Annotated in this window: 11 protein-coding genes; 10 read left to right on the top strand and 1 reads right to left on the bottom strand. The window is 45.2% G+C overall.

The genetic code is table 11. From position 1 onward, the window contains the following. Positions 1-48 precede the first annotated feature (48 nt). The 7 genes from rexB (at position 49) to holA (ending at position 13,303) form a co-directional block, all read left to right on the top strand. Entirely contained in the window at positions 49-3,321 is a 3,273-nt protein-coding gene (gene rexB / locus ACHBIF_RS00345) for an ATP-dependent nuclease subunit B (RefSeq protein WP_394717895.1), read from the top strand. Continuing rightward, on the top strand, positions 3,318-6,929 hold the full coding sequence (gene addA, locus ACHBIF_RS00340) for a helicase-exonuclease AddAB subunit AddA (protein WP_394717893.1): 3,612 nt from the start codon (positions 3,318-3,320) through the stop codon (positions 6,927-6,929). Before rexB ends, addA begins: the two co-directional genes overlap by 4 nt. A gap of 23 nt (positions 6,930-6,952) precedes the next feature. Beyond that, entirely contained in the window at positions 6,953-7,222 is a 270-nt protein-coding gene (locus tag ACHBIF_RS00335) for a nucleoside-diphosphate kinase (protein ID WP_394717891.1), read from the top strand. Positions 7,223-7,344: 122 nt separating this feature from the next. Then, positions 7,345-7,728 (top strand): PH domain-containing protein, encoded by a 384-nt coding sequence (locus ACHBIF_RS00330; RefSeq protein ID WP_024397275.1) that lies wholly within the window; start codon positions 7,345-7,347, stop codon positions 7,726-7,728. Positions 7,729-7,968: 240 nt separating this feature from the next. Beyond that, on the top strand, positions 7,969-10,770 hold the full coding sequence (gene ldcB, locus ACHBIF_RS00325) for an LD-carboxypeptidase LdcB/DacB (protein ID WP_394717889.1): 2,802 nt from the start codon (positions 7,969-7,971) through the stop codon (positions 10,768-10,770). Positions 10,771-10,895: 125 nt separating this feature from the next. Then, positions 10,896-12,209: a serine hydrolase gene (locus ACHBIF_RS00320; RefSeq protein WP_394717887.1), complete on the top strand. Its 1,314-nt coding sequence runs from the start codon at positions 10,896-10,898 to the stop codon at positions 12,207-12,209. 62 nt (positions 12,210-12,271) lie between these two features. Further along, positions 12,272-13,303, top strand: coding sequence for a DNA polymerase III subunit delta (holA, locus tag ACHBIF_RS00315; RefSeq protein WP_105160438.1), 1,032 nt, complete (start codon positions 12,272-12,274; stop codon positions 13,301-13,303). Positions 13,304-13,411: 108 nt separating this feature from the next. Here the strand turns inward: holA and ACHBIF_RS00310 are convergent, their stop codons facing one another. Then, positions 13,412-13,492, bottom strand: coding sequence for a putative holin-like toxin (locus ACHBIF_RS00310; RefSeq protein ID WP_394718123.1), 81 nt, complete (start codon positions 13,490-13,492; stop codon positions 13,412-13,414). Positions 13,493-13,791: 299 nt separating this feature from the next. On the opposite strand from ACHBIF_RS00310, the gene sodA reads away from it, so the two are divergent. The 3 genes from sodA (at position 13,792) to ACHBIF_RS00295 (ending at position 17,602) form a co-directional block, all read left to right on the top strand. Beyond that, positions 13,792-14,397: a superoxide dismutase SodA gene (gene sodA / locus ACHBIF_RS00305; RefSeq protein ID WP_105122802.1), complete on the top strand. Its 606-nt coding sequence runs from the start codon at positions 13,792-13,794 to the stop codon at positions 14,395-14,397. A gap of 247 nt (positions 14,398-14,644) precedes the next feature. Continuing rightward, entirely contained in the window at positions 14,645-16,738 is a 2,094-nt protein-coding gene (locus ACHBIF_RS00300; protein ID WP_394718121.1) for a 5'-nucleotidase C-terminal domain-containing protein, read from the top strand. 177 nt (positions 16,739-16,915) lie between these two features. Further along, positions 16,916-17,602, top strand: coding sequence for a Crp/Fnr family transcriptional regulator (locus ACHBIF_RS00295; protein WP_394717884.1), 687 nt, complete (start codon positions 16,916-16,918; stop codon positions 17,600-17,602). The last annotated feature ends 12 nt before the right edge of the window (positions 17,603-17,614 follow it).

The following is a 17,614-nucleotide window of genomic DNA, read 5'->3' as shown; positions in this document are numbered from 1 at the left end:
CAGATTATAAAGAACAGTTCATAGACGCCAGAATTGTGTGAGGAAACCATGAAGTTATATTATTCAGACATCAGCAATGATATTACCAAGAAGTTGACCGCTTTAGCACTGGAAGAGTCCCAGCGAGTTCAACGGGTATTTTACATTGCGCCCAACTCCTTGTCCTTTGAAAAGGAAAAAAAGGTCCTATCCTACCTGCCGAGAAAGGCTAGTTTGTCAATCCTGGTGACCCGCTTTGCGCAAATGGCCCGTTATTTTATCTACCATGAAGAGAACAGCAAAAAAGCGTTGGATGATTTGGGCTTGTCCATGATGGTCTATCGAGTTTTAACACAGTTTGAAGATGGTGATTTGCAGGTCTATGGCCGCTTGAAGAAGGACCCGGCATTTATTGAGCAGGTGGTCAATCTTTACAAGGAATTGCAAACCTCCAACATGCCCCTTTCTGCCTTGGAAAATCTGGAGACTTCTGCCAAGAAGGCAGATATTATCAAGATTTTGTCAGCCTTGCAGGACGTTCTCATGGACGAGGATTATGAAAATGAGACCAAGTTGGCGCAATTCAGACGGAAAGTAGAGTCAGGTCAATTGGATGACCAGCTCAGCCAGGTGGTCCTGATTGTGGACGGTTTTACGCGTTTTTCAGCTGAAGAGGAAGCCCTAATTGCCAGCCTTCATGGGCGTGTAGCGGAAATACACATTGCCAGCTATGCCAGCAAAAAAGCCTACCAGGAAACTCATCTTGAGGGGAATGTTTTTCAAGCTAGTGTTGAATTTCTCCGTCACTTGGCTTTTAGCTACCAGACCAAGCCCATTTTCATGGACGGAGTTGATCAAGGCAAGTTGACAAGGGATGATGGCGATGTTCCGAGGCCATCCCTTGCAAAACTCTCCAAAAATATTGAAAGCCAGTTTGATTATTCCAAACCTGCCTATGAGCTGACTGAAGAGGATTTGTCAGCTATTGAAATTTGGGAGGCTACCAATCAAAAGGAGGAGGTCGAAGCGGTTGCTCGTTCCATTCGTAAAAGATTGTTTGAGGGGACTCGCTATAAGGATATCCTAGTCCTGCTAGGTGATGTGGATAGCTACCAACTTCAGATTGGCAAGATTTTTGATAAATATGAAATCCCCCACTATTTTGGCAGGGCTGAGGAAATGAGCCACCATCCGCTGGTGCATTTTGTGGAGTCCCTGGAGCGTCTGAAACGCTATAATTTTCGGGCGGAGGACCTGATTAACTTGCTGAAATCTGGTCTCTATGGCCAGTTGGAGCAGGGGCAACTGGACCGCTTCCACGCTTATATTACCTTTGCGGATCTCAAGGGCCAGGCTAAGTTTTCTCGTGATTTTACGGTCAATAGCAGAGCGAATTATGATTTGGAGGTTTTGAACCAGCTACGAGAGAACATTATGGCACCTCTGACACAGTTTTTCAAGGCTCGTCCGCAGTCAGGCCAATCCCTCCTAGAAAAATTCATGGAGTTTGCCCGTCGCATCAACTTGGCTGAAAATATGGCTGCCTTGTCAGAGGGACTGAGGCAGCTGCAAATTGAAAAAGAGGAAGAGGTTTGGAAGGCTTTCTGCCATATTCTGGAAGTTTTTCAACACTTGTTTGCCAAGGAAACCCTGTCGGTCGAAGATTTCCTTTCCCTACTCAAGGCGGGTATGCAATCTAGTCATTACCGGACCGTGCCAGCTACGGTGGATGTAGTGTCTGTCAAGTCCTATGATTTGATTGAACCGCATACGGCCAAGTATGTCTATGCCCTGGGGTTGAGCCAGTCGAATTTCCCAAAAGTTGCCAAGAATACAGGTATTTTGACCGACGAGGAGAAGGCCAGGATGAATGAACGTTCGGACTCCCTAGCCCAGTTCCACATTCCTAGTCGGGAAAATGGCAAGAAAAACCATGCTACCTTTATGTCCTTGCTGTATTCGGCGACTGAGCATCTGGTCTTATCAGCTCCGCAATTGTACAATGAAGGTCAGGAATTAGTCTCTCCTTATCTGAAGCTATTGACGGGCTTGGGTGTGAAATCCATTGAAAAAGGTCGGAGGAAGACCCTTCTGCCAACGGATGTCGGGCATTTTAATGGTCTCCTATCCCAAGTAATTAAGCTCAATCCTGAGGAATTGGCTACAGAAGAGGATACTGATATCAAGAACTTTTGGTCGGCGGCTGTCCGTTATCTTGATAAGAAGTTAAAGCAAAAGGGCGTTACCATTCCGACAATTTCCAGCCAATTGCGCAGTCAGAAGCTGGCCAAGAAAACTCTGGCAACCCTCTATCCAGTTGACCAGCCCTTGAGGTTGTCGGTGTCTAGTTTGACGGACTTCTACAAGAATGAATACCTCTTTTTCATTAAGCATGTCCTGCGTTTGCAGGAGCAGGATTCTATTCGACCGGATGCTCGTAGCCATGGGAATTTCCTCCATCGGATTTTTGAGCGCGTGACCATGGACCACAGCAGTGCCTTCTTCGATGAAAAGTTGGAGCAGGCCATTGCAGCAACCCGTCAGGAAAAGGATTTCCAGGCCCTATACGGTGAGAATGCCGATAGTCGTTATTCGGAGCAAATTTTGTTGGACGTAGCGCGTGCAAGTTCCCTCGTTTTAAGAGGCGATAATCCTGTGCGAGTCTTGGCCAATGAAGCAGTGTTTGGTCAGAACGAGCAAGCCCATTTAGAACTAGAAGGTGGTCGTAAGCTACAAATTATCGGTAAGATTGACCGCCTGGATCAGCTGCTATCAAACCAGGCTTTGGGTGTGGTTGACTACAAGTCCAGTGCCAATAGCTTTAAGATTGACAGATTTTACAATGGCCTTAGTCCCCAGCTCATTACCTATCTGTCGGCCGTTAGTCAGATGAAGGTTGCTGGGCAGACAGATAAGGTATTTGGGGCCATGTATCTGCATTTGCTGGATCCCATTGTCAAATTAGCCGATACTAAGGGGCAGGACCAGGTACTTGCTGAAGCATACAAATCCTTGGTTTATAAGGGCTTGTTTATCGAAGAGGAGAGCAATCGTCTCAACCAGCTCTATCATAAGACCAAGGCCAGTCTGTATAGTCGCAAGGAATTAGGGCTTCTAATGGCCCATAATGAGAAATTGTACCGCCAGGCAGCCAGCCGCATTTTAGAGGGGGAATTTGCCATCAATCCCTATACAGAAGATGGACGTTCCGTTGCAGGTGACCAGCTCAAGGCCATTACCGGATTTGAAGCAGACCGGCATCTGAGCCAGGCTCGTGTCTTGGTCAAGGGTGGTAGGCGAGAAGACTGGTTAGAGCGAATGAAAGGAGGGAGCCAATTGTGAGCTTTCAAGCATTTTTAACCGAAGAAGAAATCAAAGAGATTCAGGCCCAGGAATTGGCTTCCGAAAAAGACCAGAAGCGAACTCCAGAGCAGATTGAGGCCATTTACAGCCATGGGCAGAATATTCTGGTGTCCGCATCAGCGGGCTCAGGAAAAACCTTTGTCATGGTCGAGCGGATTTTGGACAAGCTCAAACGGGGTGTCCATATCGACCAGCTCTTTATCTCCACCTTCACGGTCAAGGCGGCCGGTGAATTGAAGGAGAGGATTGAGAAAAGGCTCAACACGGAAATCAAAGAGACGGTGGATGAGGACATCCGCAGGCATTTGACGGCTCAATTGGCTGAATTGGGCAATGCGGATATCGGAACCATGGACTCTTTTACCCAGAAATTAGTCACGACCTATGGCTATGAGCTGGGCGTGGCGCCCAATTTTCGTATCATGACAGATAAGAATGAGCAGGATTTGCTGAAAAATGAAGTGTTCGGTGATCTCTTTGCAGATTATCTGTCTGGAAAAGATGGTAAGTCGTTTGAGCAATTGGTTCGGAATTTCTCCGGCAACCGCAAGGATAATAAGAATTTTCGGGAATTGGTCTACCAGATCTATGACTTTAGCCAGGCAACTAGCGCACCAGACAAGTGGCTGCGGCAAAATTTGCTCAAGGGCTATCAAGTTTATAGGGACTGGGAGAGCCTGCCTAGCTCTTGCCTAACAGGTTTGCTGGCAGCCATGTTTCAGGCCGCTGATGACCTGCAGGACTTGACTGATTTGCCGGATTACAAGCAAAAAACAGCCAAGGGAGAGGATACGGCGGTCTACAAGAAGCACCAATTGATTTTCCAAAGTCTGCGCGAGTGGGCCCAGGAATTTGACAGGCATATGGATGCGGCCCGCCTGCCGGAATTGACTGGTAAATTAGTGGACATCCTCCCTTCGTCCAGCGATGTCACAGTGGCTGGGGTCAAGTACCCTGTCTTTAAGCAGCTCAAATCCCACTTGCAGAATCTCCAGTTTTTAGAGACAATTTTTGCCTACCAGCCCCAGGTCTTGCCACTTATGAGGATTTTGCAGGAATTTGTTTGCGATTTCTCTTATCAATATTTGCAGGCCAAGATGCAGGAAAATGCTTTTGAGTTTTCTGATATCAGCCATTTAGCCATCGGTATTTTAGAAAGCAATGCGCAGATTCGCCAGCATTTCCAAGAAAAGTACCATGAGGTCATGGTGGACGAGTATCAGGATAACAACCACACCCAGGAGCGGATGCTGGACCTCTTGTCAAATGGGCACAATCGCTTTATGGTGGGAGATATCAAGCAGTCCATCTACCGTTTCCGTCAGGCGGATCCTCAGATTTTCCAAGATAAGTTCGAGCTCTACCAGGCCAAACCAGAGGCTGGCAAACTGATCTTGCTCAAGGAAAATTTCCGTAGCCGGGTAGAGGTCATCGATGCGACCAATGCTATTTTCACGCGCCTCATGGACAAGGAAGTGGGGCAAATCAAGTATGATGAGACTCATAGCCTGGTTGCTGGTAGTGAGGAGCAAGGGAAACAAGAACTCATCCTGCCCAATAATGAGATGGAGTATTTGATTTACAATACGGATATATCTGACGAGGAGCAGGAGGAGCAATCCTTTACAGCTGGCGAGGTGGAGCTGGTGGCCAAGGAAATCATTCGCCTGCATAAGCAGGAAGGAGTAGCTTTTTCAAAGATTACGCTACTGGTGCCAAGTCGGACCCGCAACGATGCTATCTTGACCAGTTTTGAAAAGCATGGTATCCCCTTGGTAGCGGATGGTGGTATGGCTTCCTATCTCAAGTCGCTGGAGGTCATGGTCATGCTGGACACCCTGCGGACCATTAACCAGCCACTCAATGATTATGCCCTGGTAGCCCTGCTCAAATCCCCTATGTTCGCTTTTGATGAGGACCAGTTGGCTCGTCTGGCTCTCCAGTCAGAGACTGGATTTTTCTACGACAAGATTCAGCTGGCTCTATCGGGTCAATCGGAGAATGCAGACTTGATTGAGCAGGATTTACTGGAAAAAGTTCAGAAGTTTGATGCCGTCTTGTCAGACTGGAGAAAATTTGCCAAGCTTCATTCCATTCACGACCTGATTTGGAAGATTTTCAATGACCGCTTTTACTATGATTATGTGGGTGCTCTGCCCAATGGTCAGAAGCGGCAGGCCAATCTTTATGCCCTGGGCTTGCGGGCCAATCAGTTTGAAAAGACAGGATTTAAGGGCTTGTCACGCTTCATCAGCATGATTGATAAGGTCCTAGCCAGCGACAATGACCTGGCCGAGGTAGAAGTGGTTGTTCCCAAGGAGGCTGTCCAGCTCATGACGGTCCATAAGTCCAAGGGCTTGGAGTTCCAGTATGTCTTTCTCATGAATATGGACAAGAAGTTCAATGCCATGGAAAGTCGGGCGCCTTATATTCTCAGTCGGGAAAATGGCCTGGGCATCCAGTTTATCGCAGATATGAAAGACCAGTTTGATACGCCGCTCCCGCATGTGCGCGTGCAAATGGACACCCTTCCCTATCAGATAAATGGCCAGGAGCTGAAAATTGCCAACCTATCGGAGCAAATGCGCTTGCTCTATGTGGCTATGACCCGTGCGGAGAAAAAGCTCTATCTAGTGGGCAAGGGCAGTCAGGAAAAATTAGCTACTCGCTACGATGGCAAGCGTCAAGATGGCGTTCTTGCAAGGGCCAGCAGAGAGAGCATGACCTCTTTCCAAGACTGGGTGCTAGCCATTGAGGCGGCCTTTCCAGACCAAGACCTGCATTTCAAGAAGCGATTTATCCAAGACACTGATTTGGAATTTACTGATGAGGATAAGTTGGAAATGCCTGACAAGCAGACCAATCCTGGGGGCAAAGACCAGCGACAGTCTAAAGCTATTTCAGATACTATCAAGCAACTAAAAGGTGTCGAAGAACTCAATCAGCGCTACAAGCCAGCTATTGATTTGCCGACCTTGCGGACGCCAAGTCAGATTAAAAAACTCTATGAGCCGGTCTTATCTGATGAGGCCCTGGATGTGATTGAACCGAGACAGACAGAGCATTCCTTTAGCTTACCGAATTTCACTAAACACAAGCAGGTGACAGGTGCTGATATTGGGTCTGCCATCCATGAGCTCATGCAGGCTATTGATTTGTCATGGCTGGTGACAGAGGATACGGTTAAAGAAGCTCTTGCCCGTGTGCAGGCTGATCAGGCTGTCAAGGACAGGATTGATACTCAGAAGATTTTTGACTTTTTTGATACAGATTTGGGACGGGAAATCTTGTCCAATACTGACAAGCTACACCGAGAGGCACCTTTTGCCAGTATCCAAAAAGATGCAACTTCTAAAGAGGAATTTGTCCTGCGTGGAATTATTGACGGCTACATCCTTTATGAGGACCATATCGTTCTGTTTGATTACAAGACCGATAAATACAAGCATCCGGAACAATTACGAGAACGTTACCGGCAACAAATGGCCCTCTACGCTGCCAGCTTGAGACAGGCCTATGCGATTGACCGAGTGGACTCATACTTAATTCTTTTGGGCGGAAATCAGATTGAGGTTTTGTCCCTCTGACACCTGTAAAATGGAGGTAATTTATGGAACGTACATTTTTCATTATTAAACCAGACGCTGTCCAGCATGGGCTGGTGGGGCAGATGATTTCCCGCATCGAGCACCGTGGCTTTACCATTTCTGATTTGAAAATGATGACGGCGAAGGAAGACTTGATTGCCGCCCACTATGACCATTTGACGGACAAACCATTTTTCCCGCAATTGGTGGACTATATGACCAGTGGACCGCTGATTGCTGGTATCAGGTTATTTGTGATATTATTGATGATGAATTGGTTGTACTTGTGGTGACTGTTGGCTATCGTCGTGATGTTTATTAAGTTTGACAGCAGCAAAAACTCTTCTGGGGTTTTTGCTTTTTTTATTCCACATTTTTCGGTAAAATAAGGAAAAGTAAAAAAAGGAGTAAACACATGGGTTTGTTTTCAGGTTTGATGGGCAATGCCTCGCAGATGAATAATGACAAGGTAGAGCAAGAGTTGGCAGATATCCTTTTGGATGCGGAACAGGTAGAAATGGCCTTTAGTTTGGTTCGCGACCTAATTGTCTTTACCGAGTATCGGTTGATTTTGGTGGATAAGCAAGGTATGTCGGGCAAAAAAGTATCCTACAAGTCCATTCCCTATCGTTCCATTTCTCGCTTTACGGTCGAAACCTCTGGACATTTTGACCTGGATGCGGAGTTGAAAATATGGATTTCTTCAGCAGCAGAGCCAGCAGAGACTCTGCAATTTAAGAGCGACAAGTCCGTCATTGCTATTCAAAAGGCCTTGGCGTCTGCTGTTTTAGGTAAATAGATAAATGTAGAAAGTGATTTTTGGGTCACTTTCTATTTTTTTATAAAAAATTTAACATTTTCCAGATTTTTTTAGAAATTTTGCGAATTGATAGGTGAAGGGATATTTGGTAATGGTCTGATTATGACAAATGTTACAAAAATATTTCAAAATATTACGTTTTTGTTTTTATTTTTACAAAACCTATGTTATAATAAAAATATATGTAAGTGAAAATAATTACAAAGGAGGATTAGAAAAATGAATAAACGTTGGTACACTAAGCAAGAGAATCGTTTCTCCATTCGCAAATATTCTGTTGGTGCAGCTTCTGTCTTGCTTGCAACCCTTTCTTTTATGTCTAGCCAAATTGCAGCTGCTGATGAGATTCAGTCAACGCCGCCTAGTGAAGAAAATCCAGTTCTTGTTAGTCCTCCGATTGTGACTAGAGAGGTAGTTGAAACTATTTCGGAGACTACAAGTGCCAGCGTGACTACAAGCAACGTAGGGACACAGACGGAGGCTACTGTGACTGAAGTTCCGACTGTTCAAGTATCAGTGCTTCCTAAGCAAGGGACTTATACATTTACTGAAAAGACTGGAATCAAAAATGAACCTGTCATCGCTAGCCAGGATCAATTTTATTACGATAAGGGGCAAAAGGTCATCTATGATAAGGTTATGACAGCGGATGACTATCAGTGGATTTCCTATGTTTCCTTCAGTGGTACTCGTCGCTACGCCCCTATCAATAAGCTAACAAAAACAGAACCAACGACTACATTAGTTACTGATAAGCCTGTTGAAACTCCGGCAACCAACCAAACTCAAACCGCAGAGACTTCCCTCAAATTAGCTCCTCAAGGTAGCTACACCTTTACCGAGCGTGTAGGTGTCAAACGCGAAGCCAAAATGACCAGTCCAGATGTTGCTTTTTATGATAAGGGTATGAAGGTCAACTATGACAAGGTCATCACCGCTGACAGTCATCAGTGGTTGAGTTACATTTCCTTCGGTGGCGGCCGTTCTTATATTCCAGTGGCTAAAGTTGCACCTGTAAGCACTCCAACCGTTCACAAACCTGCTGAAACTGCCACACCTGTATCAGAACTCCCTAAAGCTGGTACTTATCGTTTTACTCAAGATATGCCTATCCGCAATCAGCCTAAAATGAGTAGCCCAGCGGAATATTTTTATCAAAAAGGTGAGAAAGTCAATTACGATTCAACACTGGTAGCGGATGACCATAATTGGATTTCTTATGTTTCTTACAATGGAACTCGTCGTTACATTGCCATTTCAAAAGTCGCTACACCAGTCACTCCGGTGGTTCAAACTCCACCAACAACCCAAACTGAAACCGCAGAAGCGTCTCTCAAATTAGCTCCTCAAGGTAGCTACACCTTTACCGAGCGTGTAGGTATCAAACGTGAAGCCAAAATGACCAGTCCAGATGTTGCCTTTTACGACAAGGGCATGAAGGTTAACTATGACAAGGTTATCACCGCTGACAATCATCAGTGGTTGAGCTACATTTCCTTCAGCGGCGGTCGTTCTTATATCCCAGTGGCTAAAATAGCGTCTATAACCACTCCAACTGTTCACAAACCTGTTGAAAGTCCAAAACCAGACAAACCGGCTGTCACCCCAGCAACATCCCAAACTGAAACCTCAGAAGCGTCTCTCAAGCTAGCTCCGCAAGGCACCTACACCTTTATCGAGCGTGCGGGTGTTAAACGTGAAGCCAAATTGTCTAGCCCAGATGTAGCTTTTTATGATAAGGGTATGAAGGTCAATTATGACAAGATTATCACCGCCGACAATCATCAGTGGTTGAGCTACATTTCCTTCAGCGGCGGTCGTTCTTATATCCCAGTGGCTAAGGTTGCACCTGTAACCACTCCAACCGTTCACAAACCTGTTGAAAGTCCAAAACCAGACAAACCAACTGTCACCCCAGCAGCATCCCAAACTGAAACCGCAGAAGCGTCTCTCAAGCTAGCTCCGCAAGGCACCTACACCTTTACTGAGCGTGTTGGAATAAAACGCGAAGCCAAAATGACCAGTCCAGATGTTGCTTTTTACGACAAGGGCATGAAGGTCAACTATGACAAGGTTATCACAGCCGATAATCATCAGTGGCTAAGCTACATTTCCTTCAGCGGCGGTCGTTCTTATATCCCAGTGGCTAAGCTGACTGATAAGGCTGACAAACCATCAGTTTCAAATCTTTCGACTGAGACACAGGCAAAAAAAGCCAAGCTTACCTTCAACGGTCAATACTACAGCGTTGATGGCAAGTACGGTCCAGTTATCATTGTCAATAAACAGCATGGGCTGGCTTCCACCTATAACCCAGGTGAGAATCCGACTGCTCGTAACGCTTATCAGAACTTGCGCAATGATATGATTCGCCAAGGATTCAACGTTGGCAAGGCCTACAGTGGCTTCCGTAGCTATGAGACCCAGCAGTCTCTCTATCTGAACTATGTTCAACGTGATGGGCAGGCTGCGGCGGATCGTTACTCAGCTCGCCCAGGTCACAGTGAGCACCAGACTGGCTTAGCCTTTGACCTGACAGATGCTTCAGGCGCTTTATTGACAAATAGCAGAGCAGAGCAGTGGCTCAAGGACAATGCCCACAAGTACGGCTTCGTTGTTCGCTACCTACCAGGAAAAGAAGCAGTGACAGGCTACATGTCTGAGCCATGGCATCTCCGTTACGTTGGTAAGGAAGCCAAGGATATTTACCAATCTGGTCTGACTCTTGAGGAATATTACGGTATTCCAGGGGGAGATTATCAGAAGAAACAAACTGTCCAAGCTAATCAAGCTAACAGTGGTGCTACAAATGTCGCTGCTCAGCCATTGCCAGCAAAAGGAACCTACCGTTTTACCAAGGGAGCAGTTGTCCGAAACGCAGCAAAATCTACGAGCCCAGCTCTTTACACCTTCGCAGCCGGTGAAAGCATCAATTACGACCGTGTGGTGAAAGAAGACGGTAAAACCTGGTTATCCTATATTGCCTATAGTGGAAATCGTCGCTATGTTCAAATTGCTTAAATGAGCTAGCCCCTTTTCCAAAACTCACTTGTTCAGCATAATTCAAGTGAGTTTTTTTCACCTCTTTTTACAAATGAGGCTTTTCTATGCTATACTAGTAAGGGTAAATTCGAGACGGAGGAATCATGAAAAAGGTTATTAGTTTAGTATTGTTGGTTTGTTGGTGCTTCACCCCCCTACATTCTGTTTTGGCTGCAGAGTCAATTGTAGACATTGCCAAGGCGGCAGGTTATCCAGCTAGTGAAGAGACTGCGCCAAAGAGCTCTATTGTTATCAATGCAGACAATGGTCAGATTTTATGGGACGACAATGGAGATTTAGTGCGCGATCCAGCAAGCACGAGCAAGGTAATGGTGGTGTATTTGACTCTAGAAGCCATTAGTCAGGGAAAAATTACCCTAGACACAGAAGTGGTTGCGACAGAGCAAGACCAGGCTATTTCCCAAATCTATGCCTTGAGTAATAATAATATCCTTGCAGGTGTTAGTTACAAAGTCAGAGAGTTGCTGACTATGACCCTGGTTCCCTCGTCCAATGTGGCGACACTGATGTTGGCACATTTGATTTTTGAAGGGGATGACGCTGGATTCCTTACATTGATGAATGATACGGCCCAGGCTCTGGGAATGAAGAATACGGTATTTTACAACGCGACGGGGGCTATTACAGAGGCCTATGAAGGTTTATATGCTCCGGAGGGAGTTGATCAAAGCCTGGCCAATGAATCAACCGCTAAGGATTTGGCTATTCTTGGCTATCATATGATTAAACGCCACCCAGAGGTTCTGGAATTCACAAATGCGACCAAGGTGACAGTCAAAGAAGGTACTCCGAATGAGGAATCGTTTGAGGCCTATAACCACTCTCTGCCTGGTGATCCTATGGGAATTGAAGGGGTAGACGGTCTGAAAACGGGCTCTAGCCCAAGTGCTGGTTACAATTCGATTGTCACTGCTAAACGGGGTGATACCCGCCTGATTACGGTAGTTCTAGGAGCGAGCGAGTGGGGCGATCCAGAGGGTGAATTTGTTCGTCATTATTATGTCAATGGCCTCTTGGAAAAAAGCTTCGCAGACTACAAACAAGCAACGGTTCTTGAACCTGGGAAACACACTGTAAATGGTGAGGAAATCCGTATTGAACAGCCCTTGACCGGTTTGGTTAAGGAGGGGGAAGAGCCAAGTCTGACTATTGAGAACAATAAGGTCATGCTTGCCAATTCTATTGATTCAAGTAAGGGAGTGGACATTGTCGAAGAAAAACCTGTGGTAGATACGGTTCTTGAAACGACTAGTTCCCTCATTTCCTCTCCGCTAATGCCTTATATCCTCTTGGGACTGGGAATTTTCTTTGGTCTGTTGGTGCTCCTTTTTATCATTTCACGCATCAAGAAAAAACGCCGGAGGGTGCGTGCTGGTGGCCGACGAGGGTCTAGATAGTAAATATGATATCGAGGGGGCTAAGTAAGCCTCCTTTTTCATCTACATGGTATAATATTCCTATGACAGTTATTGAACAGATTGAAACAGTAAAAAAAGATAAATTGGGCTTACTGACGGTGCTCTGCGGTGAGGACGTGGGTCAATACCAGATAGCCAAGGACCGCCTGCTGCAACAGTTGGAGTTTGATCCGGCGGACTTGACCTATGCTTATTTTGATATGTCTGAGGCGGATTACAGCCAGGTGGATTTAGATTTGGTGTCCCTACCCTTTTTCTCGGATGAGAAAGTGGTCATTTTGGATTATTTTGCGGATATTACGTCTGATAAAAAGCGCTATTTGACGGATGATGAGCTCAAGCTTTTTGAGGGGTATTTGGAAAATCCGGTTGAGACGACGCGTTTGGTCATCCTAGCCCCTGGTAAGCTAGATAGCAAGCGCCGTTTGGTGAAAATTCTCAAACGAGATGGACTGATTCTGGAGGCCAATCCTCTCAAGGAAAATGATTTGAAGGCTCATTTTCAGAAAGAAATTGGTCGCCTGGGGCTCAATCTAGATGCCCAGACCTATCACTATCTCTTGGTCAAATCCAATTTTGAATTTGCTGAAGTCAGTAAAAATCTAGCCTTTCTCCAATCCTATAAGGGGCAGGAGCAGATTTCACAGGCGGACATTGATGCGGCTATTCCTAAGACCCTGCAGGATAATATTTTTGACCTGACCCAGCTGGTCCTCCAGTCTAAGATGGATGAGGCAAGGAGCCTGGTGCGGGACTTACGCCTGCAAGGGGAGGATGAGATTAAACTGATTGCGATTATGCTGACCCAGTTTCGAACCTATCTGCAGGTGCAAATCATGCAGGAGCAGGGGCGGAGTGAGCAGCAGATGGTGGCGGAATTGTCTGAGATTTCGGGGCGCAAGGTCAATCCTTATCAGATTAAGTTTGCCCTGCGTGACTCAAGGCATCTGTCGGTAGGCTTTCTCAAGAAGGTGGTGCGCTTGCTGATTGAGACGGATTACCAAATAAAGACTGGAGTCATGGACAAGGATTACCTGTTTGACTTGGCCCTGCTTAAAATCGCTACGAGTTGATTTGAGGCAATGGAGATGATAAAACTTGAAAAAAGAAGTCATAAGTTATAATAAAAATATAAAAGGAGTTAGCTCCAACTAACTCCTGCGAAAATCCGTTTAAGACGGTTATTTCTTTTTATCTGTAAGCAGGTTTATCGCTATGACAAGTGTTAATAGGTTGATGGTAAAACCGCCAAACTCTAGCATCACTACAAATCCTCTGCTGTGGACAAAAGTTGCTGCTCCTTTATAATAGGATTTTAGTAGTTATGCTCATAGGCATCACCGTCCTTTCAAAAATAATTAAAGGGGATTGTAGAAGCAGTCCCAATCTCCCACCATCACAATTGTAATAACGGGTAGAAAATAGTTATTGATGTTTTACTATTTAATATACTGTCTCATTCTACTCAAAATCGCTACGTCGTGATTTTCAGACAAATAAATTGAAAAGGCTGCCAGAAAGCGGTAAAATAAAACTATCAAATTGATAGGAGAATTCGATTATGGCAATTATTTTACCAGACCTACCTTACGCTTACGACGCTTTGGAGCCACACATTGATGCAGAGACAATGACGCTTCACCATGACAAGCACCATGCGACTTATGTGGCAAATGCCAATGCAGCGCTTGAGAAGCATCCTGAAATCGGTGAAGACTTGGAAGCTCTTCTTTCAGATGTTGAGTCTATTCCAGCGGACATCCGTCAAGCCTTGATCAACAATGGTGGTGGTCACCTCAACCACGCGCTTTTCTGGGAATTGCTTTCGCCAGAAAAAACAGAAATTTCAGCAGAATTGGCGGCGGACATCGATGCAACATTTGGTTCATTTGATGCCTTCAAAGAAGCTTTCACAACTGCAGCAACAACTCGTTTTGGTTCAGGTTGGGCTTTCTTGGTTGTTAACAAAGAAGGCAAGTTGGAAGTTATTTCAACAGCCAACCAAGATACACCGATCATGCAAGGTTTGAAGCCAATCTTGGCCTTGGATGTTTGGGAACATGCCTACTACCTCAACTACCGCAACGTTCGTCCAAACTACATCAAAGCATTCTTTGAAGTCATTAACTGGGACAAAGTAAACGAGCTTTATAAAGCGGCTAAATAACAGACAGAACAAGTGGGGAAACCTGCTTGTTTTTTGTTGTATGATAGTTTATGCTCCTAGAAACAAAATATCGAATGAAATAAGAAATTCACCTCCATTTTCATAATATTTCTGATTTTTTCACTACAATTTCACATAAAGCGAACATTTATCGTTATTTTTATAAAAAACGTTGTTTTATCTTGCCTTTTGCTGAGAATAGGATTATGATAATTATATAAAAATAATATAAGAACAAGGAGTCATTCTGATGAAGAATATTCGTTTGAAGTCTAGTATCTTGGCCTTGGTAGCTGGTTTTAGTGTGGCAGCTACGCAAACCACCCTGGCAGATGAGTTGGCTGTGCAAATCATGGGTGTCAACGATTTCCACGGTGCATTGGATACAACTGGTACAGCTCGTTTGGAGGGGGAAACTGTCCGTAACGCTGGTACAGCGGCCTTGCTAGATACCTACATGGATGATGCTCAAGTAGAATTTGAAGCAGAAGCAACAGCTAAAGAAATTCCAGCGGAATCTATCCGTGTTCAGGCTGGTGATATGGTTGGTGCCAGTCCAGCCAACTCAGGCCTCTTGCAGGATGAGCCAACTGTCAAAGTCTTCAATGAAATTGGCGTTGAATACGGAACCTTGGGTAACCACGAGTTTGACGAAGGTTTGGCAGAATTCGACCGTATCGTGACTGGTCAGGCCCCAGAAGCTGGAAAATTCAACCCAATCGTGGATAGTTATGACCGCCAGGCTTCTACGCAGGAAATTGTCATCGCAAACGTGGTAGATAAGGCAACAGGCGAAATTCCATTTGGCTGGAAACCATATGCTATCAAGACCATTCCTGTTAATGACAAAGTTGCCAATATCGGCTTTATCGGTGTGGTAACAACAGAAATTCCAAACCTTGTCTTGAAGGCAAACTACGAACAATATGACTTCCTTGACGAGGCAGAAACCATTGCCAAATATTCTAAGGAATTGAACGACCAAGGTGTCAAGGCGATTGTTGTTCTTGCCCACGTTCCTGCTACAAGTAAGGAAGGTGTGGCAGCTGGTGCAGCAGCGGATATGCTGGAAAAACTCAATAGCCTCTACCCAGAAAACTCAGTGGACCTTGTCTTTGCGGGTCACAACCATGTCGCAGTAAATGGCACAGCGGGCAATACCTTGATTGTCCAAGCAACTTCACAAGGTAAGGCCTTTGCGGATGTTCGTGCTATTTATGAGACAGACATCGCAGACTTTGTGGCTATTCCAACGGCGACTATCAAGGCAGTAGCACCTGACCAAAAAACACCGTCCGCAACCATCCAGGCCATTGTCGATGAGGCAAATACCATCGTCAAACAAGTGACAGACAAAAAAATTGCGACTGCGGCGTCTACAACTGCCATTTCTCGTGATGTTAATAAATTCAATGAAAGTGCAGTCGGAAATCTGGTGACAACTGCCCAGCTGGAAATCGCTAGAAAATCTGGCTACAATGTTGATTTCGCCTTTACAAATAACGGTGGTATCCGTGCAGACTTGGCTGTTCAAGAAGATGGTACAGTGACGTGGGGTGCTGCACAGGCTGTTCAGCCATTTGGAAATATCCTTCAAGTTGTGGAAATGACAGGTGAGCAAATTATCACTGCCCTTAACCAGCAGTACGATGAAGGTGAAAAATACTTTCTTCAAGTGTCAGGTCTTAACTACATTTACACAGTAGCGGACAATCCAACGGAAGAAAATCCATATAAGGTAGCCAAAGTCTTCAAGGCAGATGGTAGTGAATTAGTGCCAACTGAGACCTATCAATTGGTTATCAATGACTTCCTCTATGGCGGTGGCGATGGTTTCTCTATCTTCAAGGAAGCAAAATTGATTGGGGCCATCAATCCCGATACTGAAGTCTTTGTTGAATACCTGTCAGACTTGGAAAAAGCTGGTCAGAAAATCACTGCTCAAATCTATGGTCGTAAGAAATTTATCGAGAAAGAAGAGCCAGCTCCAATTGAGGAAGAAACTCCACCGTCAGACCCAACTCCTCAGGAGGAAACAGAGAAGCCAACCCCAGAAGACCCAACTAATCCAAAACCAGAACAAAAACCAACTCGACCAACCGACCCAATCATAGACCCAACCCCAGAAGACCCAACTGATCCAAAACCAGAACAAAAACCAACTCGACCAACCGACCCGATCATAGACCCAACCACAGAACCAAAGCCAACTCTAGCTAGCAAGGAAGAGAAAACATTGCCAAACACTGGTCAATCTGACTTGACAGCTCTCCTTATCAGCTTGGGTGGATTGGTATCACTGGGTACAGCTGTTTCAATTAAGCGTAAAGAAGTTCAATAAGCTCCTTACACTTGATAGCAAGCGGGATTCAATCCTGCTTGCTTTTTGTGTATTCCTTTTCAAAATTAAAGATATTTTGATATAATGAATATAGGAGTCGCTAAAAATTAAGCTAAATGACACCGGTGTCACCACGTGGATGTTCAATAGCCGTAGAGAAATAGGATGAGGAGTGCCATGATCACAACTGACCAGTATATGTACCTGAAAAATCATCCAAGCTTTAATCAGCTGTTCGTGGAGCATTTTGATCAGCTGGCCAAGGAAATCCGTTTTCGGAAGATTCCCAAGGGTCAGATCATTTTCTATGCGGAAGACAAGCGTGACTATCTCTTTGTCATAGGCAAGGGTTATGCGCGGATTGAGCAGTATGATGAGACGGACACTTACAGCTACCTGGATTACATTCGGCAGGGCGGTTCATTTCCTTTTGGAGATATGTTTCAGGACAAGACCTACCATTATACGGCCATTGCCATCACGGACTTGGAGTACTTTATTATTCCTATGGCTCTTTATGAAAAGTATTCCATGCGCAATCCGAGGCAATTGGTCTATATCAACAGAAAATTGTCCAATATCCTGCGTTTTCAGGAGCTGCGTTTGCGCAATGCCATGGTGTCAAAGGCCAGTAGTCGAGTGGTTCAGGTCCTAGCCTTACTTTACTGGGACATGTGCCGGCGAGAGTTCTTGGAGGAATTACCGTTTGACATTAGTATCCAAGAGATTGCCCGCCTGGCGGCTACGACTAGGGAAACTGCTAGCCATGTCTGCAAGGAATTAAAGGAAGCTGATAAAATCGCTTACGGCCACAAGCGCCTGACCTACAAGGATGTTCCTTTCTTCCTCAAAAGTTTAAATTAGTTGATTCTCCTT

It is taken from the genome of Streptococcus sp. A11 (genome assembly GCF_043674225.1).
Lineage (GTDB): Bacteria > Bacillota > Bacilli > Lactobacillales > Streptococcaceae > Streptococcus > Streptococcus suis_V.
This window is presented reverse-complemented; position numbering and strand designations above follow the sequence as displayed.